The organism is Bradyrhizobium sp. SRL28 (assembly GCF_018596315.1).
Lineage (GTDB): Bacteria > Pseudomonadota > Alphaproteobacteria > Rhizobiales > Xanthobacteraceae > Bradyrhizobium.
Window position 1 is genome coordinate 81,557 of sequence record NZ_JAHEAG010000011.1, and the last position, 20,261, is coordinate 101,817.

Below are 20,261 nucleotides of genomic sequence, written 5' to 3' on the forward strand. Positions count from 1 at the left end.
CATTTTGCCCGACGGGCGCGAGTTGCTGACGCTGCGCGACGCCGGCATCGAGCCGCCGCCATGAGAAACTGGTTTCGCTCGACCAAAAGCGGCTATGTGTCGATCTCGTTCATGAAGATGAATGGGAACTCGATGGGACGGTTCGCATCTTATCGCACTGCTAACCCTTGCGCGCCGGATTTGCCAAGCGCACACTTGCGACCGCAAGCACCATCATAAGAACTTACGGAGGATGCAGACCATGCCACGGGTCAAGCAAGCTTCGAAGCAGAAGAGCACAACCACAGCCGCCGCCGTGACGGTGCTGGGTGCCACCGGACTGGGTTTTTCGCTGCTGGGTAGCACATCAGCATCCACGATGCCCGCTGCTGATATCGCGCAATCTGACAGTACCCCTCCTAATCAGCGCTTAGTCCTTAGCGAAGAGGAAATGGCCGACGTCAGTCTCGCCACGTTCCATCTCCTCGATAAGGAAAACGTTGGCAGCGGCGTGCAGCTAGCCGCCCGCGGTGGCTGCCGTGGCTGCGCGGCCCGTGGCTGCCGCGGCTGCGCGGCCCGTGGCTGCCGTGGCTGTGCGGTCCGTGGCTGCGCGGTCCGGGGCTGTGCGGTCCGTGCCTGCGCGGTCGGTTGCGCGGCCGGCAGCTGTTGCGCATCTTGGGGATATTGCCGCGTGTGCTAAGTCCCACGATCTAGCGGCCCGACGCTGAGAAAATTGCATCCAACAGGCTCGATAGCCGGCTTTCCCAAGCCTTCGGGTCGAAGTCAGGCCTGCGCCGTCAGAAACACGTCATCCATAAACAACGCGTCAATGCCAGACTTGCGAAACGTGACGATGGAATTACGGTGACAGTGCACCGTAATGCTAACATCGAAAGCGCCCCGCAAATGTTGGAACGCCCAGCAAAGCCATGAGCTCGAAATATAGATGACGCCCTTCCTCCCGCCGGCCAGCTTGAATTGCACTTGCAGCTTTGTTCTTGATCGCGTTTGCCTCGCGGTGGAGGTCGGCACTTAGGCTGGGCTTAGCTAGCTCTTGCTCTACCGCCGCAAGGTTGATGCGTGCCTCGCAGGCAAAGGAACTTGACGGCGTTAGAAAAACTCCGGCTAAAACCGTTGCTGCGACCGACAACGACGCGAAGCGCCTGGCAAAGCAAGTGAACCCGTCAACTCCAAGCGTCGTCGCGAGCGCCGGGGTGACGAAGCGAAAGCTTTTCATGACCTTTGTTCCAATTAGTTTACTGCCCGGCACAGGACGGTGGACATGGGGTCGATTGTGTAGTGACGCGGAGCTTCGTATTGTGAGGCTTGTCACATTGCGTGATTAGTCGGTCAGAGAAGGCTCGGACTTTATCATGTCGTCATGAGCCTGCGGCGGCTTTGGCAGGAGCACTCTCCACCCTGTCGATCAGGCGGCGGTAGTAAACGATCGCCAGCGTGCCAAACAGAAGCCCGCCGGTGAGATAAACGAAGCAAGTAGCCCGCATGAGCGCAGCGATATGCGGAGATTGCCCCCTGATGTCGCTACGCTCATCCGGGCTACGCTTGCTGCACACCGTAAACTTACGGGCGATCCTAGCCGATCATCACCGCAAATCCGCAGCGCAAAATCCCGCGCTGCTCTCCTGCGGGCATGAACAGAATTTAACCGCGATAAGCTGTCGCTGGCGCGCATTCACAAGCAATTGGCGCGAAATCACAAGTTACGATTCGCGTTTCCATTTAGATGTCTCGGTCGGCTTCACCTGCAAGCAGGCGTACGCGCGAGCAGCAGACCAAAATGGACGAATATAGAGAACGGTTGGAAACACTTCTGCTGGACACAGAAGACTTCGAACTGATCGCCAAGCTCGCCAAACTCTTACCTGTCATCCGGATGACCGAACAGATTCGGGCAATGGCCGCCGATTTGAAGGCCAACATCGCCGCGAAACGCGCTTGCTGATCCGCAAAGACCTGAAATCACCCCTTTTGTACGAAGCGATGACAGACCAAACTCCATTGCGCGTCTTTTTCAGTTGCCTGTATTGCAAGGCGGTTTACCACGCGACGCAGATACGGAAGCCGAGCATTGTTGTCGGCCGCTTCACTTGCAAAAGGTGCAACACGACGGTGCACCGGTGGTGGGGCACCCAATACAGTTTTACGGGTTGGACAGGACCGCTTGACTTACGGCGACCGCGGCGACCCAATTAGGCGGGAATTACGGTGACAGTGCATTCAATTGACGCGTGCGGGGCTCATCGGAAATGCGCCATCGCGCCGCGTCTCAAAAGTTAAAGCACCGTCACGGTAATGACAGCCACGCCCCCCGCTCTGGGGTCCTAGCCGGCGGAATTGATTTTATCCGACTCTCAGATTTTCAGCGGACGTCTTGCCACGGTTGCTCACTTCTTCGTAGCTCACCTTGGCCCCCTCTTTGAGGCTACTCAGTCCCGCTTTTTCGACGGCCGAAATGTGCACGAAGACATCCTTGCCACCAGTGTCGGGTTGAATGAATCCATATCCCTTCGTTGGGTTAAACCACTTCACAGTACCTATCGCCACTGAAAACCTCCCATTGAGCCAATGGTGGCAGCCTAAATCGGTAGCGCGGCGCGCCGCAACCCTCCCCAAAGGACAATATAACTGTCGCAGCCATCGACCTATGCTGTGGGATGAAATTGCGATGACAGACGCGCCGGGGCCGCAGCGAGCGGCTCATCGGGTTTTTACCGCCGCGCAGAACTGTTCCGTGACCGCTGTCGTTTCCTCGGTGACGTTCCAGCCGTTCGTCTCGGCGTTTTCCCTGGCCAACTTTTGCTCGTTCTGAAGCATCTTTTTGATTTGCGCGTACGGTTTCCAGTCGGCCTTGGACAGCTTGACGGGGGGCGCACCGCAGACGTTGTGGGCAATCGCTTTCTGCACACCAGTGCCGACGTCGCTCATGTGGTCCTCGACCACGGCGGTGAAGCGCGCCTTGGCGTATTGGCTGTTGGCTGCGATGAAGTCTTTGCAGAAGGCGACCCGTTGACCTCCGTCGCGGGCCTTGATGTAGGCCGTCTGCGTTTCGTAATGCACGCGGTAGGCGAGTTTGTTGGCGTTCGGGTCGGATTTCACCGATTCGAGCATGGCGCGGTGGTCACCCGAGGTGGCGTCATTGATCCTGAGGTCACATGCTTTGGCGAGGGAGACGACCGGAACGTAGGCCCGCACCTTGGCTTCCAAGGCATCATTGGCGTGCGCAACTGGTGCGAACAGGCTGGCGGCGATTGCGAAAGCAGCGAGACAGCGTTTCATTGGTGACATGCTCCAGATCACCGAACAGCAAGTAGCCCGCATGAGCGCAGCGATATGCGGGGATAAATCACGACCCCGGATGTCGCTGCGCTCATCCGGGCTTACGCTTGCTCAGTTTCCTGCCGCGCAATATTCTCTCCGCGCGACGTCGCTCGCTTTCTCCACACCCTCAGGCCAGCCATGACTTTTATAGTCATTGCGAGGAGCAGCGCGCAAAGCGCTGCCTTCGAGAACGTCTCCATCGTCCCCTCGACCAGCATGCCATGGACCACACTCCCGACGACGATGATAACCGCGAGCAGCATATGGGCGATGCGCCACGTTCGCGGTCGCAGTCCCAATCGCCGGCGGAGTGCAGCTAGAAGCGCGACGGCGAAGATTGCCCACATGGCGATCACACCCCAGGGGGAGAACGGCGTCGGGGATACGAAGAGAAGCGCGTCAATCATATCAGGCGGACTGGTGATCCAAAGACCCCCGACGTGGATCAGCACCGCCACGACCAGCGCGCCTCCGATCCAGGGATGTACACGCCGCCCGATACGGGCCGACAGTCCCGGCAAGTATCCGCCAATCAGAAGAGGCTGAAACAGCATGAGGCCCAGTGCGACAATCCCTGCGAATCCGGCCAGTATGTAGAGCGGATCGCGCCATGCGAGCAGCGGGCTCGCCGCTGCCGCGGCGATCGGCACGCAAACGGCTGCTGCAAGGGCGACCCAGATCAGGGTGACCCGGGTCAATCTCCACCCCGTCGTTCGCAACTCGGTCAGACCGGCTGCAGGACGAAGTGCGCCTCCAGGCTGGTATCCTTTGCGCTCCGCATCACGGGACGCAGAAAGACGGTTTTGAATTCACCACTGTCATAGGCGAGGTGACCATGCGGTTGGCCAAAGACGGGAACGATCTGCGGCATCTCAAGACGGAACGCCCCGTTCTTGTCGGTGAGCGTGGCGCCATGACTATGCGGGTCATGCTCCCGCCCTTCGGTCGTGTGCGCCCAGATCTGGATGCGCTGGCCGGCAAGCGGAGCCCCGTCGCCTGCGCGGCGCACGGTGCCACTCATCCAGAAGCCACCCTTGCCGATCCGATCCACGGTCGGCGCGCCCTTGAAGTAGTTGTTGGCTCCGCCCGGCATCGAAGCGGTCGGTGCGAGGCCTTCCGCGCGGGCGGGCAACAGGAGCCCGGAAACCCCGGTTGCCAGGACGAAGCCGCCAGCGGCGAGGAGGCTGCGGCGGTTGAGTACGACGCTGGTCATGTAAACTCCTCCTGGCGACCGTGCAGTTGCTCCGCCGAGGATACAACAACAAGCGCGAGAGGCCCAGTTGCGGGAGGCGAAGAGCGCGACAGCTCGCAATAACAGTGTTGTGAACGGGCGTGCCCTTCGCCCCTGGTCGCCGATGGATGCGAGGCGATCGACGGTGTTCATCTGCCGCTGGCCCCGTTTGCGGACATGGCTTGATCCTGCGGCCAAGGCCCGCGTCTGATCCGAAGTGGTCACTTGCGATTTAAAGACCAATTGGTCTATATATCGGCAATGAGCCGCCAAACCCCAGTGCAGTTGCCCCGTGGCCGCCCCCGAAGTTTTGACGTGGACGCCGCCGTCGAACGCGCGATGGGTGTGTTCTGGTCGCGCGGCTATCACGCCACGGCGCTCCCGGACCTTCTTCGCGCGACGAAGCTCTCGCGTGGCAGCCTTTACGCCGCTTTCGGTGACAAGCACTCGCTGTTCCTGCGTGCGCTTGATCGCTACATTGCCGATGCCCTGACACGGATGGATATCGAACTTGACCCCCGCAGAGAGCCGGTCGCCGGCCTGCGGGCCTACCTTGCCGGCTACGTTGACCGCACGACCGGCGCCAAGGGTCGGCGCGGATGCCTGCTGGTAGCCACAGCCATGGAACTGGCTGGCCAGGATGCTGAAGTGGGTCGGCGCATCGCGGGCTTTTTCAAGGCCATGGAGGCCAGGGTGGCGGATGCACTTTCCCGCGCGAAGACGGCGGACAAGTTGGCCGATGGCGTCGAGCCTTCAAGTGCCGCCCGAATTCTCGTCTGTTTCGTTGAGGGGCTGCGCGTGGTCGGCAAAACGGCGCCGAGGCGGATCACATTGCAGGCCACCGCTGACGCGCTTCTCGACCGCTTCATCAGGTAAACAACCCGAGGATACCTCAGCTATTGGCGCGCTGATATGTGGACTGATCGGTCTTGAAAGGAAATTTGCCATGTCTGCCATCCAGATCGTCTGCGCGGTGGCCGTTCCCCTGCTCTGGGGTTATCAGTTCGTGGCCATCAAAGTGGGCGTTACGGAGTTTCCGCCGCTGTTCTTCCTCGCACTGCGCTTCCTGGCCATCGCGCTGCTGCTTGTTCCGTTCGTCAAAAGGCCCGCGCGACAACAGTTCGGCCCTGTCGCGGCCATTTCGATTTTCCTTGGCGGACTGAACTTCGGGCTGTTCTATGTTGGCCTTGGGCTCGGCTCGGGAAGCATGTCGGCCGTCGCCTATCAACTCGCCACGCCCTTCACCGTCCTGTTGGCCTGGCCGCTGCTCGCGGAGAGGCCGTCTCTCACCACGTCCGCCGGAGTGGTGATTGCATTCGCAGGCGTGGTCGTGTTGGCAGCGGAGCCTGGCCTGTCGGCAAACGCGCTTCCGCTGCTGCTTGTGGTCGGGGCAGCCTTCGCATTCGCAGTGTCCAACGTCTTGACGAAACGCTACGGCCCTTTTGATCCCCTGATGTTGATGGGGTGGTCGTCGCTGCTCACGGTGCCTCAGGTCATGTTGATGTCGTTGCTCCTTGAGCAGGGACAACTGGCGAGCCTTGTCACGGCGGATGAACGCGGCTGGCTGGCACTCGCCTACACGATTTTCATCGGCGGAATTGTCGGGTTTGGCCTTTGGTTCTGGCTGATCGGGCGTTGCTCCATGGGCCGCGTCGCCCCCTTCGGTCTGCTGCTTCCGGTGTTCGCCTTGATTTCGAGCGTGTTGTTCCTTGGCGACCGCATGACCCCAAAGTTGATTGCCGGTGGGCTGCTCGCGATCTCGGGCGTCGCCATTACACAGTTAAGACCGGGCGCTCGGCTCATTTGAACCGGAAGTCGCATTGTGGCGACTTCCTTCATGCGACAGAATCTCCACCCTGGGCTCTCCGGGACGCCAATCGGGGAATGAGTATGAAATTTATTGCCTTGGCGTTTTCATGCCTTTTGATTTTCTCAATGCCTGCCAATGCAAATGAAGCGGACGCCTTCAATGCGATGGTAGCATTGGCCAACAAAGGAAATGCAGAGGCGCAATACCATGTTGGCATGATGCATAATAATGGCATCGGCACCCAGAAAGATCCGAGGCAGGCATTTGCGTGGTTTCAAAAATCCACTGCATCTGGCGACCCGCTGGGAGCCTACAAGCTTGGTTGCTACTATGACGGGCAAGGCGCGGGCATTGTAACGTCCGACTCAAATGAAGCACTAAAATACAAACTTGTTTCTGCCAAAGCCGGTTATGCGCTTGCCCAGCACGACGTTGCCATTCTGTATGACCAGCAGGGCAATTCAGAAGAGGCGTTAAAGTGGTGGAAGATGGCGGGCGATCAGGGATTTCCCATGGCCCTCTATGGTTTATCCATGGCGTATTCTGCAGGAAAAGCCGCGCCAAAAGATTTGTCGTTATCGTACGCGTATTTCAAACTCTCAAAACTCGCGCCCAAGAAGAATGTGGATGAGATGGCTGCCGTGTTGTCCAAACCAGAACTTCAGAAGGCGGAAAAAATGGTTTCCGAATGGAGCCCGCGACCAACCGCCCTAACACTCAAGGCAATGAGCGGTGTCAGGGCAGCGGAAGAACTCTTAAAAAGCACCAGGAAATAAGCATTCGCCGCCGTACCGACCAATCAAAGCACCCAACAGGACGCCCCTGGCGAGGATGCGATGAAACTGCAGAAAATCCTTTTCAGCTTCGAGGGCCGGATCGGCCGCGGCGTCTATTGGCTGGCGATCCTCGCGCTGATCGTCGCGCCGCTGGTCCTGACCTTCGCGCCCTTTCTCCTCAACAGCGAAGAGGCGTTCCTGTTGGTCGCCTTGACCTCGCAATTCATATGGCTCTTGAGCCTGTGGCCGATGCTGGCCGTGGGAGCTAAGCGATTGCACGACCGCAACAAGAACGGCTGGTGGCTGCTGGTTTTCTGGCTGCTCCCCTTCGCCCTGTTCTGTGTCGGCTTCAGCATCGTCCTCTTTGACGACCCCAGGACCGGCCGGAGCGGAGATTTCGCGACCGGCTCGATCCTGATTCTTGCGAGCCTTCCGCCCGCGCTATGGGGCATCATCGAGCTCGGCATTCTGCCGGGCACCAAGGGGCCGAACCTGTACGGCGCCGACCCGGCGTAAACAGCCGGCTTGAAAACCGCTATGAGTCCTGCGCCGGAGCCGTCCTGATCGCTCTTGCACCATAGCCGCTACAACCACAACCGAGTGTAAAACCGATCAGCAAGTAGCCTGCATGAGCGCAGCCATATGCGGGGATGAACCACACCCCCGGATGTCGCTGAGCTCATCCGGGCTACGCTTGCTCTCACTGGCCTGGTTGTCGCTGTTGAGCTTTTTGCGCAAACCGGCGCGGCCATCACTTTCATATGGAGATCAATGATGGACCAAACTCCATTGCGCGTCTTTTTCCGTTGCCTGTCTTGCGAGGCGGTCTATTGCGCCACGCAGAAAAGGAGGCCGAGCATTGATGTCGGCCGCTTCGTTTGCAGAAGGTGCAAGACGACGGTCCTTCAGTGGCGCGGCAAATACAGTTTTACGAATTGGATGGGACCGCTCGACGACACCAGGCTACTGGCCGCGGCATTGCGATGCACGCGCGGATTGGAGCATTGAACAGAAACGATCCCTTCAATCAGTCCGCCGGATGGGCCAGCATGCAGAAATAATTGCAATAGCGGTGCCGTAATCTGTGTCATGGACCGAAGATATCTGCGGCCTTCGGCGCCGCTATGTTAGCCGTGGATAACTCGCTATCCCACCCGTTTCAGTTTTTTTGACCTTACGACGTTGAGGTGTGAATTAGTTCACATCGGCGCGGTAGCACTGCATGATAATTACATTGGTTGGTTGCGCTCGGCCGCTGGCGGCAGGTGCCGGCGCGGGCCCCAGCGCTTGGGACTTACCTGCGCAATAATTTCACTGAGCCGTTTTTCAGTGCAAAGGAGAGTGCGGACTATGGCAAAGAAACCCAAATTCACCGCAGCTCAGATTAAGGAACAAGCCAAAAAAATCCAGCAAGCGATCGAAAGGCACAAGCGGGAGAACGAAGGCGAGCACTTCACGTCGCTCACAACGGATGAAATCGAAAAGAAGCTCAAGCGTGTTAACTCACCGATGATCATCTCGCAGGGATGGAATTCAACGAGCCCTGGAGGAGTGGTCAACTACAATCTCGGCGTCTACAACCCGGACCCGACGCAAGCTATCTGGCTGTTCGCGCACGTCTGGGTCGGCTCCGGCAACGTCGTTCCGACGGTTGACGCGTTTTTGCTAAATGTTGATGCGCGCTTTCCCCGCTTGACGCAGCCGACGTTCTCTGGACTGACGCTGGCCTCTGGCGCCTCTGCGACGCTTAGTTTCGCCTTAGCCGTACCATCTGCGGTCCAACGATCGAACTACATTGGAAATAGCTCCTTGATGCACTTCAATTGGCACGATGTCGGGCAGTATCTCGACCGCGGCGTTTTTGTGTTCGCCGTCACGTAAGGGCTAATGGGAGTCAAGATCACGGACCACGTGCTGACAGTCGCTCCAGCCAAACCCCACCCGCTGAACCGTTTGTACGAACCCTTGTTGCGGATCGAGACAGTCTTAAGCGGAAAGCTTAGCGGGCCCTCCGCTCAACCCTCTTTCTTGGCCTTCGCCCGCATCTTCATCTCGCGGTACCGCGCAGCGCCGCCCTCGCGGTTGCTCTGCGGGCTGCGTTCCACCGCCATCGCGTCATCGGGCACGTCCTTGGTGATGACGGAGCCCGAGCCGATATAGGCGCCGTTGCCGATCTTCACCGGCGCCACCAGCGAGGAGTTGGTGCCAACGAAAGCGCCCTCGCCGATCGTGGTCTTGTGCTTGAAGAAGCCGTCATAGTTGCAGGTGATGGTGCCGGCGCCGAGATTGGCGTTGGCGCCGACATGGGCGTCGCCGACATAGGAGAGATGGTTGACCTTGGCGCCCGCTTCGATCGTCGCCGCCTTTGTCTCCACGAAATTGCCGATCCGCACGCCATCGCCGAGCGAGGTGCCGGGGCGCAGGCGCGCATAGGGACCGACGGAGGCTTTCTTTCCGATCGAGGTCTGCACGATGTGCGAGAACGAATGGATCACCGCGCCGTCGGCGATGGTGACGCCGGGGCCGATCACCACGAACGGCTCGATTGTGACGTCGCTGCCGAACCTGGTATCGGCGGCGAGATGGACCGTCTCCGGTGCGATCAGCGTCACGCCGGCATCGAGGGCCGCCTTGCGCAGCCGCGCCTGCATCACCGCTTCCGCCTCGGCGAGCTGCGCCTTGGTGTTGATGCCGCGCACTTCGTCTTCGCTGGTTTCGATCACGACGGCCTCCAATCCCATTTCCCTGATAATGGTAACGGCATCGACCAGATAATACTCGCCCTTGCTGTTGGCGTTGCCGATCCGGTCGAGAATTTCCAGCGCACGACGACCGTCGAATGCCATCACGCCGGCATTGCACAGCGTCACCTTGCGCTCTTCAGGTGTGGCATCGGCATGCTCGCGGATCGCCATCAGGCGGTCGCCTTCGAGCAGCAGCCGGCCATAGCCGGTCGGATCGGCGGCGCGGAAACCGAGCACCGCGAGCGCCGCGCCCTGCTCCAGCGGCGCGCGCAGCCGCGCAAAAGTCTTTGCCGAGATCAGCGGCGTATCGCCGAACGCCACCAGCAGATCATCGGCGCCGCGCGCGATCGCCGCGCGGGCGGCCAGCACGGCATGCGCCGTGCCGAGGCGCTCGGCCTGAACGAAGGTCGCCGCATCGCCGCGGACGCGTTTGACCTCGTCGGCGACCGCCTTGTGGTCCGGCCCGATCACGACCGCAAGTGCAGCGCCGGCTCCGTGCGGGGCGGCGTCCAGCACATGTGCCAGCAGCGGCTGGCCGGCGACGGGGTGCAACACCTTCGGCAGCGAGGATCGCATGCGGGTACCCTCGCCGGCCGCAAGCACGACAGTCAGGCTGGATCGAGCGGTCATTCTATTCCCTTGTTATTTTTCCTTGGCCGACAATGCGGATGGCGTCGGCCGTCTTTAATTGTTTTCCCCTGGAGATGAAACCGATTCGCCGCCCCGAAAATGTCCGGATTCAAGTAGGCGGCGGTTTTCCTGTTAATGTTTGCCCTGTGATTCGGCAGGGGCCTTGAGGAGGGCCGAGGGCGCTTGGCCAAGAAATCAGACCATCTCGCAGACTTCGAGGCGGATGACGCCGGCGGGGTGCTGGGCGGTTTGCTGGCCGAGGAAAACGAACTCGACCGCCGCACGCTATGGCGGATCGGATCATGGGGCGTCGGTGCCACGGGCGCGGTGATTTTGGCCGTGTTGGCCAACCAGTCGTCGCTCGGATTGAAACGGGAACAGGTCGCCGCCGCCGATCTGACCCGGCAGGCGCAGCAGATCCAGGCGGTCGCGAAGGAATCCCAGAACGAGGCGCGGCGGCTCGCCGCCGCCATCGATACGCTCAATCGCGATCGCGACAGGCTGTATTCCCGGGTCACCGGCCTGGAACAGGGGCTCGATTCCGTCACCGGGGCCATCGCCCGGCAGGGTTCCGCTGCGGCATCGCCGCCTGTTGCCAGTGCCGAGCCGCAAAACCCGCAGCCGTCGCCGGCCGTTGCGCCGGTAGCAAGCTCCCCGGTCACGGCGCCCGCCGCCGACAAATCCACCAACGCTGCCACGGCGGAGCCCGGCCCGGCGGCGCTCTTCTCCGCCGCAAAGGATGCCGCGAAGACCGAGACCGCCAAAGCGGATAGCGCCAAGCTGGAAACCGTAAAGCCGGAAGCGGCAAAGGCCGACACGGCAAAAGCGGACATTATCAAGCCGGAGCCCGCAAAACCCTCGCCCGCCACGCCGCTGATAGCGGCGCAGTCGATGATGGCCCCGCCCGATCCCGCCGCCGGCAAGCTGATCGAGCCGGGCAAGGCTCCAAACCCCGTGATCGCGAGCCCGATCCCTGACGTCGTGGCGTCGGCGCCAGCCGATGCGGAAGCCGACGATGACACTGCGCCAAAAGTCTCCCTGCAGCGAACCGAGTTCGGGATCGATCTTGGCACCGCCAATTCGGTGAACGGCCTGCGCGCATTGTGGCGCGGGCTGTTGAAATCGAGATCGAACGCCCCCCTGACGGCGCTGCGCCCGATCATCGTCATCAAGGAGAGCACCAATGGGCTGGGCATGCAGCTTCGCCTGGTCGCGGGTCCCCTGAACGACGCCGGTGCCGCCGCCAAGATCTGCGCCGTCCTGACAGAAAACAAACGGCCTTGCGAGACCGCGATCTTCGATGGCCAGCGGCTGTCGTTGAAGTCGGATGATCCGCCACCCACGGCCGACAAGCCGGTGCCGCGCCGTCGCGCCGCCATCGCCAAGCGGGCGGCGGTGGTTGTCGTCGAGGAGGCGCCGAAGAAACCGGACCCGCCGCCTGCGACAACGCAGACGACATTGTCGTCCTTCTTCAATCGGAAAAATTCACAATAATCTTTTGACTACAGAACGTTACGCCGAACTTTTGACACGCTCCCTTGGCCACAGGCGAACGCTTGTCCCGGCAGCCAATCCCGACCATATTGCCCCCATGAAAAAATCCCCGTTCCGGCTCACGCCCTATCAAGTGCAATTCCTGTTGGTGGTCGGCTTCGTCACCGTCGGTTACGCGCTTTACCTGCGCTACCTCGCGGTCGAGTTCTCAACCGTCGCGCTCGCCTGCGACGCCGGCCTGCAAAGCATGCTCTGCAAGTCGCGGACGCTTGCGACCTATCTGTTCAAGAATTCGGTATTCGGCATCGTCGCGCTGATCATTGCGACGCTTCACGTCATGCGGCCGTCGATCGTGCTGTTGACCGGCGGGCTGATCGCGGCGGGACTCGGGATCGTGCTCTACAATATCGTGCTGTCGGGAATTGCGATCGGCCTGCTCATTTTGGGATTTGCACGGCCCGCGCCCGCCACAGCGTGAACGCCAGCAAGAGATAGACCGCGCAGGTCCACATCGCCTGCCAGTTCTGGTTGCCCTCGTTGAAGCCGGTGAAGAGCGCGGCTGCAAGCAGCAGGCCGGCAAAAGCGGATTCGGCGATCGGGCGCACGCCCTCTTTCGGCCGGTTGAGCAGCATCAAGGCCGCGAACGGCACCACCGCCATGGTCAGGGAAGCAAACGGAAAGTCGCGGTAGCGCGGATCGAACACAAAGCCGAGCGCGGTGCCCGCCGCGATCACCGTGGTCACAACAAGCACGAAACCCAGCAGCGCCGTCAGCGCCGATTTGGTCCTGATGTCGCGCGGTCCGAGCAGTTCGAGGAATGTCGGCAGCGGCCGTCCCGACATCGCAGCGTTTGCGCACAGCATCGGTGACGCAATGCCGGCCGCCAGCAGCGCACCCCATTGCAGCCAGCCGCCGAGCCCGTAGCTCTCGTAAAACATCTTGTCGGCGGCGACCCCGAGCAGCATGCCGGCGGTCGTCGCCGAGGTCCCGACCGCGACCCACGAGGCCAGCCGCGGCTTCCATGGCCGCCGCCGCAGCGTCAGCCAGCCCGCCAGGAAGACGAAGGCGCTGAGCGCCATCCCGCATGCCATCTGCAGCTTCCAGGACGGATAATTGCTGATTGGCTCGCCGGGCGGATATTTCACCGCGCGCTGCGCGTCATCGATCAGGCCCCAATAGCCGCCGACCGTGCCCTCGAGCTGGCGTTTCCACGGCTGGTCATAGGCCTCGATCAGGTTGACCCGAAACTTTTCGCGCTTGGCGAGGTCGAGGATTTCGGACACGACGCGCGCCTGGTTGGTGCGCGACGGCAGCGCGCCCTCGCGCATCCTGCCCGCGCTCGGCCAGCCGGTTTCGCCGATCAGGATTTCCTTGTTTGGAAACGCAACCGCCATCCGCTTGCGGATGTCGTCGACATGGGCGGCTGCGAATTTCGCGCGCACCGGGATGTCTTCCCAGTAAGGCAGGATGTGGATCGTGACGAAGTCGACGGCGTCATAGACTTCGCGGTTGCGCAGCCAGAATTCCCAGACGTCGGCATAGGTCACGGGCACCGTGACCCGCGATTTGACCGAGCGGATATGGGCCGCGAGATCCGATGTCGTCATTTCGCCGCGCAGCAACACCTCGTTGCCGACCACCAGCGCGGTAATGACGCCCGGATGTTCCTTGGTCAGTTCGATCGCGATCGCGATCTGGGCGAGGTTCTTGATCCGGTTGCTCGAGAGCCAGATCCCCTGGATCACCTTCAGCCCGACCTTGGCGGCCAGCGCCGGAACCTGGTCGAGCCCGTTCTCGATCGAATAGGTCCGCACGCAATCGGTGATCTTGGCGAGTTGCGCCAGATCCTGCGCGATCTGTTCAGGAGAGATCTGCGTGGTCGGTATCAGGGGTGTCTGCGCGCCGCGGAACGGGGCGTACGAAACGCATTGCAGCTTTGCGTTGGGATCGATCGGCGCGCGCGCAAGCGTAATCGGCGTGGCCAGCCACCACCAAAGAGCCGCGATCATACCGAGCGATGAAAGGAGAAGCGCCAGCGGCGTACGAAGAGAAATCGGTTCCATCCTCCGGGCGGGGACCGTCGATTACCCGTTCATCGGCGTTCTGCCAAGATGGAGTATAGCCCTATTGCGCCTCATCCCCTGCGGCAGTTTTACCACCGCCATGATAAAGTTGTGACTTTGCTGGACAAAATCTGAAATACCCGTCATTTGAATCGCCGGGCCTGTCCGCCGCATTGGGGACCAATTTGGGCGGCAACAAGCCAGACCACCACACCAGCCGCGTGGCTGGAAACTAATCGGGGAATGTATGCGTCGACGGTTGCTTGATCCAAGAGTTGCGGTTTTGAGGCGCTTCGCCGCTGCCGGCCTGGCCCTCCTGATCGGATCGGCTGGCGCGTTCGCCCAGAGCGGCACCCCCGCCCCGCAGGATCAGCAAGGCAAGGCACCGGCCGGCAATCAGGCCGACCCCACGAAGGATAATCAGCGGAAAACCGACGAATTCGTCGAGGCGGCCCAGGCCATCAACGGCCCGGGCGGAAACCCGGAATGCGTCTGGCTCGGCCGACGCGTCGTGCGCCTGATGTGGCGCGACGACCTCGACACCGCATTCCGCCACCTCGATCTCTACGATCGGTTCGGCTGCCCCGGCGGCCATGTCCAGGCGACCTTCCGCTGCCTGACCCGCTTTGGCGGACAGATCGATCCCAAGGTGGCCGAAACCCTCGACAGCCGCATCCACGTCTGCTGGATCAACCCGGGCGCCCAGCCCCAGACCGCTGCGGCGGCCAACCCGGCGCCAGGGGCGCCTGCGACCGCCGGCAATGCGACGCCTGCACCGGCCGCTGCGCCCTCGCCGGCCCCCAGCCCCGCGCCTGCCGCGCCGGCGAAATAGACGTCCGGCATTCAGGATACGTTCAGCGGAACGATCCTATCTATGCTGTGTTGGATCGACTGAGCCCTTAAGACGCCGTCCTTAAAAAAGTCATGGCGTCATACCAGTTGTGAAAACGCACGGCAGGACTATCCTTATGATGCCGCCGTGCCGGTCGAACCTAGGGGACAGGTTCGCTTCCCATAAATTACAGCCCCGTATGGTTTAGTCTCCGATGCGTGCCATCGTTGCCGTTCTGCTGTTTGTCACTGCAGCTCACGCCGGGCTGTGGGGCCTGTTTCAGGAAAAGCAGGCGGCGCCCGATTTCAGGGGCATTCTGCCAAGTGTCTCCTATGCGCCGTTCGAGGGTAGCGCCCATCCGGACGTCGATAATATCCCGCAGGTCGAAAAAATCCGCGCCGACCTGAAGAAGCTGTCGACGATCACCCGCGCGATCCGTCTCTATTCCTCGACCGGTGGTGTCGAACTGGTGCCGCCGATCGCCGCCGAGTTCGGCCTCAAGGTCACCGTCGGCGCCTGGATCGACAAGAATGCCGACCGCAACAAGCGCGAGATCGAGGCGGCGATCAGCCTCGCCAAGCGCAACAGCAACGTCAACGGCATCGTCGTCGGCAACGAAACCATTTTCCGCGGCGAGCAGAAGATCGATGACCTGATCGAGCTGATCAAGCAGGTGAAGAAGTCCGTCAACGTCCCCGTGACGACGGGCGAAATCTGGAACATCTGGCGCGACAATCCGGAACTGGCGTCCTCCGTCGATTTCATCGCCGCGCACGTGCTGCCCTATTGGGAAAACTTCACCTCCAAGCAGGCCGTCGATCAGGCGGTGGCCATGTTCCAACTGCTGCGTGACCAGTTTCCCGGCAAGCGAATCGTGATTGCCGAATTCGGCTGGCCGAGCGCCGGATATAATTTGAGAAATGCCGACCCCGGCCCGTTCGAACAGGCCGCGGTGCTGCGCAATTTCGTCACCCGCGCCGAAGCCATCGGCATGGACTACAACGTCGTCGAGGCGATCGATCAGCCCTGGAAATTCTTCGAAGGCGGCGTTGGACCCTATTGGGGCATTCTCGATGCTTCCCGCGAACCGAAATTCGCGTGGACCGGCCCGATCGTGAACGAGAACTACTGGAAGCTGGCTGCGATCGCGCTGCTGGTCGGCATCCTGATGTCGCTGCCGATCCTGCGGATCGAGCAGCCGACCATCATGCAGGCGCTGGTGCTTTCAGCGGCCGCGAGCGGCGTCGGCGCCTGGACTTCCACCGTGTTCGCCTACTGGGCCGGGCACTATTTCGTGTTCGGCTCGGCCTTCGCGCTGACGCTCGGCCTGATCCTGCTGGTTCCGCTGGTCCTGATCGCGATGGCGCGCATCGACGAAATCGCAGCGATCGCCTTCGGCCGCGGCACGCGCCGGCTGATCACCAAGAGCGCGCCGTTAGCGCCCGCCACCATCGGCGAGAACGTCGTCTTCCCGAAGGTCTCGATCCACATCCCCGCCTATTTCGAGCCGGTCGAGATGCTGAAGCAGACACTCGATGCGGTGTCGCGGCTCGACTATCCGAACTTCGAATGCGTCTGCATCATCAACAACACGCCCGACCCGGAGTTCTGGCAGCCCATCCAGGATCACTGCCGCACGCTTGGTGAGCGCTTCAAGTTCATCAACGCCGAGAAGGTGCAGGGCTTCAAGGCGGGCGCCCTGCGCATCGCCATGGAGCGCACGGCAGTCGACGCTGAAATCATCGGCATCATCGACGCCGACTATGTCGTGCATCCGGACTGGCTGAAGGATCTGGTTCCTGTGTTCGCCGACCCACGCGTCGGCCTGGTGCAGGCGCCGCAGGAACATCGCGACGGCGACCGCTCGCTGATGCACTACATCATGAACGGCGAATATGCCGGATTCTTCGACATCGGCATGGTCCAGCGCAACGAATGCAATGCCATCATCGTGCACGGCACGATGTGCCTGATCCGCCGTTCCGCGATGGACATGGCCGGCGGCTGGTCCAGCGACACCATCTGCGAAGACACCGATCTCGGCCTGACCATCCAGCAGCAGGGCTGGCTGACGCACTATACCAACGTCCGCTATGGCGAGGGCCTCCTGCCCGACACCTATGAAGCGTTCAAGAAGCAGCGCCATCGTTGGGCCTATGGCGGCTTCCAGATCGTCAAGAAGCACTGGCGGCGCTTCATGCCCGGCGCGAGCCGGCTGACACCGGACCAGCGCCGCGAATTCTCGCTCGGCTGGCTGAACTGGTTAGGGGCCGAAAGCCTGGGCGTGGTGGTCGCGATTCTCAACCTGATCTGGGTGCCGATCGTCGCCTTCGCCGACATCGCCATCCCCGATAAAATCCTGACACTGCCGATCATCGCCTCCTTCGTCGTCTCGCTGGTGCATTTCGTCGCGCTCTATCGGTTGCGGGTGAATATCAAGGCCGGCCAGATGCTGGGCGCCATGATTGCCGCGATGAGCGTGCAATGGACGGTGTCGCGCGCCGTGGCCCAGGGCCTGATCACCGAGCATCTCGCCTTCGCCCGCACCTCCAAGGGCGGCCTGTCGCGGATGTCGATCGAATTCCAGGCGTTCTGGGAAGCCGTGATCGGCGTGCTGCTCCTGATCGGCGCCGCCGTGCTGATCGTAACGAACGGCTACAAGCAGGTGCACGAGATTTACATCTTCGCAGGCGTGCTGGTGCTGCAAAGCCTGCCGTTCCTCGCGGCGGTCGCGATCGCGCTTTTGGAAAACTCCCGCACCAATTCCTTCGCCTTCTGGCGCAACAGCGCGGTGCGGACGGCGGAACTGATCGGGCTGCGCCCGGTCAGCCTGCCGACCGTCGGCAGCCAGTCCCAGCCGGTTGCGTCGGAAATTCGCCGCGAGGCGAACTGACGGTGGATGAACAGGCCCTGTCCGCTTCAACAAGCCGTGCTAAGCGTCACGGGCACAAAGAAAATTTGCCTTGGGCGAGTGCCGATTTTGTCGCGCCGGCACTATTGACCCGCAGGGGCCCGCCCCCTACACAGCGCGGCAAGTGAGCGCGTAGCTCAGGCGGTAGAGCACGTGACTTTTAATCATGGGGTCGAGGGTTCGAGTCCCTCCGCGCTCACCAACAAAGACAAACGCGATCAATGCGTTAGGAATCTTCGGCAGCGACGCCTAGAGCGCTTCTGAGCCCTAATTGTAAACCAGTTTACAAAGTTTGTTCTCCAGCCGTTCTTTGCGGAGCGCAGACAGCAGCGAATCCGCGCGAGTTCAGGCGCCTCCATCCAGGGCGCGTGGGATCCCAGAAATGCTGATGACCGTCGATTACCATGGGTCAGGCTCCACCCGGCAGTGGTGCTGATACATCGACCAACTTGCGCTCGCGCAGTTCCTGCCAGAAGGCGGCGGGCACCAACCGCTCGGCCATCGCGACGTTATCGGAAACCTCCGCAGCGGTGCGCGCGCCTTGCAGCGCGACCGTTACCGCCGGGTGGGCCATGCAGAACTGGACTGCGGCGGCCTTGAGCTCCGTGCCATGCTTGCGGCACAGCGCCTCCAGCGCCAGCGCGCGGGCTAGAAGCGCCGCATCGGCGTCTTCGTAATTGAACTTCGCGCCGGCGCGCGGATTGGCGAGGATACCGCTGTTATAGATGCCGCCGAGAATGATGCCTATGCGCTTCGCATGGCAGACCGGAAACAACGTCGTCAGCGCGTTCTGGTCGAGCAGCGTGTAGCGGCCCGCCAGCAGGAAGCAATCGACCGGCGCGGCGTCAGTGAAACGGGCGAGCATCCCGGATTGATTCATGCCGGCGCCGATCGCCTTGACCGTGCCATCGTCGCGCAAACGCCGGAGCGCACGGAAGGCACCGGTGACGGCATCGTCATAATGGTCATCCGGATCGTGGACGAGCAGAACATCGACGCGATCGAGCCCGAGGCGGTCGAGGCTTTCATCAACCGAGCGCATCACGCCGTCATAGCTGAAATCGAATTGCGGCCGCTCGGCGGGGGTTCCCTTGTAGTGGTCGTCTTCCGGAGCGGCAGTGGCCGGGCGCAGCAGGCGTCCGACCTTGGTCGAAATCGCGAATGAATCCCGCTTTTGCCGGCGCAGAAAATGGCCCAGGCGACGCTCGGCCAAGCCAAAACCGTAAAGCGGTGCGGTGTCGAAGAAACGGACACCGAGCGACCAGGCGCGCTCGATCGTCGCTTCTGCATCGGCGTCGCTGACCGGCGAGAACAATCCACCGAGCGGAGCCGTTCCAAGGCCGATCGCCGTGACGTCGAGCCCCTCCGCGAGCCGCGCACGTTTCATTTCAAGATCCTTCCGAGGTCGAAAAGCAACATTCACTCCCCCGCGAGCTGGGGGAGTGAATGCGCCGGAACGTTGGGGCTGAGAACGTTCCTACTTCAACAATTGGGCGACGTTGCCCTTGGTCACGAGGTCGAGCCCGGTATAGATCACCTCGGGGACCTTCTCGCCCTTCTTGATGGCGAGCAGAGCGTCCATCGCCTTCTCGCCCATCTCGAACGGGCGCTGTCCGGTCAGCGCGTTGGAATAACCGTCACGCAGCAGTTCGAGCTGCATCTTCAGCGTATCGGCGACGACGAGCGTCAGCTTGCCGGCGTCGATGTCCTTCTTGTTCTTGTTAACGAAGGCCTTGTAGCCTTCGGGCGCGAACATCGGCCAGCCGCCGACCGGCACAATCGCCCCCAGGTCCGGCGTCGCGGTGCGCAGATCCGCCATCTGCTGCACCGCGAGCGCAGGATCGTCGTTGCAGAAGGTCGGCGAGCCCGCGACCTCGGTCCACTTCGATCCCTTGAGCGCCTCGCGCACGCCATCGACGCGCTCGGCGAGGTTCTTGGCGCCGGGGCCACCCGAGACGACGGCATACTTGCCGCCTTCGGGCTTGAGCTGAAGCAACTGCTTGCCGAGCGCGAGGCCAAAATCCTTGTTGTTGGTGCCGATATAGGCAAGGCGCTTGGAGCCCGGCGCATCCGCATCGAAGGTGATGACGGGAATGCCGGCCGCGGTCGCGGCGTCGATCGACTTGGTCATCGCGGCGACGTCGGCGACCGAAATCGCAAGGCCATCGACCTTTTGCGTGATGAAATCCTGGATGATCTGCGCCTGCGTCGCCGGCTCGTGCTCGACCGGCCCCTTATAGATGCATTCGACGTTACCGAGCTCCTTGGCGCGTTTCAGGCAGCCGTCGCGCGCGACGTCGAAGAACGGGTTGTTCATCGCCTTGGGCACGATCACGAACTTGTAGGTCTGGGCGAATGCCGGAGTTGCCATCATCGCGACGGCCATGCCGGCAAGAAGTATCTTCCTCATGGTTCCCTCCACTTTGTGCCTATCCTTTGAATTGAAGGCTCC

19 protein-coding genes and 1 tRNA gene are annotated in these 20,261 nt (G+C 61.5%); 11 read left to right on the forward strand and 9 right to left on the reverse strand.

What is annotated here, in order from left to right; translation table 11 throughout:
• Positions 1-862: 862 nt before the first annotated feature.
• Positions 863-1,216, reverse strand: coding sequence for a hypothetical protein (locus KIP88_RS22265; protein WP_214490134.1), 354 nt, complete (start codon positions 1,214-1,216; stop codon positions 863-865).
• Positions 1,217-1,777: 561 nt separating this feature from the next.
• Here KIP88_RS22265 and KIP88_RS22270 point away from each other — a divergent pair.
• The gene (locus tag KIP88_RS22270; RefSeq protein ID WP_214490135.1) at positions 1,778-1,942 is read left to right on the forward strand and encodes a hypothetical protein; all 165 of its coding nucleotides are present in this window, start codon (positions 1,778-1,780) and stop codon (positions 1,940-1,942) included.
• 398 nt (positions 1,943-2,340) lie between these two features.
• Here the strand turns inward: KIP88_RS22270 and KIP88_RS22275 are convergent, their stop codons facing one another.
• From KIP88_RS22275 to KIP88_RS22290, 4 genes are all read right to left on the reverse strand, one after another.
• Positions 2,341-2,544 (reverse strand): cold-shock protein, encoded by a 204-nt coding sequence (locus KIP88_RS22275; protein WP_214490136.1) that lies wholly within the window; start codon positions 2,542-2,544, stop codon positions 2,341-2,343.
• Between the two features lie 153 nt (positions 2,545-2,697).
• Positions 2,698-3,276 (reverse strand): hypothetical protein, encoded by a 579-nt coding sequence (locus KIP88_RS22280; protein ID WP_214490137.1) that lies wholly within the window; start codon positions 3,274-3,276, stop codon positions 2,698-2,700.
• 101 nt (positions 3,277-3,377) lie between these two features.
• The gene (locus KIP88_RS22285; RefSeq protein WP_308163623.1) at positions 3,378-3,968 is read right to left on the reverse strand and encodes a ferric reductase-like transmembrane domain-containing protein; all 591 of its coding nucleotides are present in this window, start codon (positions 3,966-3,968) and stop codon (positions 3,378-3,380) included.
• Positions 3,969-4,042: 74 nt separating this feature from the next.
• Positions 4,043-4,531, reverse strand: a complete 489-nt coding sequence (locus KIP88_RS22290; RefSeq protein ID WP_214490139.1) for a Twin-arginine translocation pathway signal — start codon at positions 4,529-4,531, stop codon at positions 4,043-4,045.
• A 279-nt stretch (positions 4,532-4,810) separates the two neighbouring features.
• Between KIP88_RS22290 and KIP88_RS22295 the strand changes: the two genes are divergently transcribed.
• The 5 genes from KIP88_RS22295 (at position 4,811) to KIP88_RS22315 (ending at position 9,016) form a co-directional block, all read left to right on the forward strand.
• Positions 4,811-5,425, forward strand: a complete 615-nt coding sequence (locus tag KIP88_RS22295; RefSeq protein ID WP_214490236.1) for a TetR/AcrR family transcriptional regulator — start codon at positions 4,811-4,813, stop codon at positions 5,423-5,425.
• 70 nt (positions 5,426-5,495) lie between these two features.
• Positions 5,496-6,356: a DMT family transporter gene (locus KIP88_RS22300; protein WP_214490140.1), complete on the forward strand. Its 861-nt coding sequence runs from the start codon at positions 5,496-5,498 to the stop codon at positions 6,354-6,356.
• A gap of 83 nt (positions 6,357-6,439) precedes the next feature.
• Entirely contained in the window at positions 6,440-7,135 is a 696-nt protein-coding gene (locus tag KIP88_RS22305; RefSeq protein WP_214490141.1) for a tetratricopeptide repeat protein, read from the forward strand.
• Positions 7,136-7,195: 60 nt separating this feature from the next.
• Positions 7,196-7,651 (forward strand): DUF805 domain-containing protein, encoded by a 456-nt coding sequence (locus KIP88_RS22310; RefSeq protein WP_214490142.1) that lies wholly within the window; start codon positions 7,196-7,198, stop codon positions 7,649-7,651.
• Between the two features lie 834 nt (positions 7,652-8,485).
• Positions 8,486-9,016: a hypothetical protein gene (locus KIP88_RS22315; protein ID WP_214490143.1), complete on the forward strand. Its 531-nt coding sequence runs from the start codon at positions 8,486-8,488 to the stop codon at positions 9,014-9,016.
• A 134-nt stretch (positions 9,017-9,150) separates the two neighbouring features.
• Here KIP88_RS22315 and glmU read toward each other — a convergent pair whose 3' ends face one another.
• Positions 9,151-10,509: a bifunctional UDP-N-acetylglucosamine diphosphorylase/glucosamine-1-phosphate N-acetyltransferase GlmU gene (gene glmU / locus KIP88_RS22320; protein ID WP_214490144.1), complete on the reverse strand. Its 1,359-nt coding sequence runs from the start codon at positions 10,507-10,509 to the stop codon at positions 9,151-9,153.
• A gap of 183 nt (positions 10,510-10,692) precedes the next feature.
• Here glmU and KIP88_RS22325 point away from each other — a divergent pair, with 183 nt between their 5' ends.
• Both KIP88_RS22325 and KIP88_RS22330 read left to right on the forward strand, forming a co-directional pair.
• Positions 10,693-12,003, forward strand: coding sequence for a hypothetical protein (locus tag KIP88_RS22325; RefSeq protein ID WP_214490145.1), 1,311 nt, complete (start codon positions 10,693-10,695; stop codon positions 12,001-12,003).
• A 97-nt stretch (positions 12,004-12,100) separates the two neighbouring features.
• A complete protein-coding gene (locus tag KIP88_RS22330) occupies positions 12,101-12,481 on the forward strand; it encodes a hypothetical protein (protein WP_214490146.1) in 381 nt (126 codons plus the stop codon).
• Here KIP88_RS22330 and KIP88_RS22335 read toward each other — a convergent pair.
• On the reverse strand, positions 12,441-14,066 hold the full coding sequence (locus tag KIP88_RS22335; protein ID WP_214490147.1) for a beta-(1-6) glucans synthase: 1,626 nt from the start codon (positions 14,064-14,066) through the stop codon (positions 12,441-12,443). The two genes, KIP88_RS22330 and KIP88_RS22335, sit on opposite strands and share 41 nt — an antisense overlap.
• Before the next feature lie 247 nt (positions 14,067-14,313).
• Here KIP88_RS22335 and KIP88_RS22340 point away from each other — a divergent pair, with 247 nt between their 5' ends.
• The 3 genes from KIP88_RS22340 to KIP88_RS22350 all read left to right on the forward strand — a co-directional run bounded on the left by KIP88_RS22340 (position 14,314) and on the right by KIP88_RS22350 (position 18,011).
• Positions 14,314-14,898: a beta-1-3, beta-1-6-glucan biosynthesis protein gene (locus tag KIP88_RS22340; protein WP_214490148.1), complete on the forward strand. Its 585-nt coding sequence runs from the start codon at positions 14,314-14,316 to the stop codon at positions 14,896-14,898.
• A gap of 214 nt (positions 14,899-15,112) precedes the next feature.
• Positions 15,113-17,791, forward strand: a complete 2,679-nt coding sequence (locus KIP88_RS22345; protein WP_214490149.1) for a glycosyltransferase — start codon at positions 15,113-15,115, stop codon at positions 17,789-17,791.
• A 144-nt stretch (positions 17,792-17,935) separates the two neighbouring features.
• A tRNA-Lys gene (locus KIP88_RS22350) sits at positions 17,936-18,011 on the forward strand.
• Positions 18,012-18,218: 207 nt separating this feature from the next.
• Here KIP88_RS22350 and KIP88_RS22355 read toward each other — a convergent pair.
• Positions 18,219-19,196, reverse strand: a complete 978-nt coding sequence (locus KIP88_RS22355; RefSeq protein WP_214490150.1) for an aldo/keto reductase — start codon at positions 19,194-19,196, stop codon at positions 18,219-18,221.
• Between the two features lie 90 nt (positions 19,197-19,286).
• Positions 19,287-20,219, reverse strand: coding sequence for a sugar-binding protein (locus tag KIP88_RS22360; protein ID WP_214490151.1), 933 nt, complete (start codon positions 20,217-20,219; stop codon positions 19,287-19,289).
• Between the last annotated feature and the right edge of the window lie 42 nt (positions 20,220-20,261).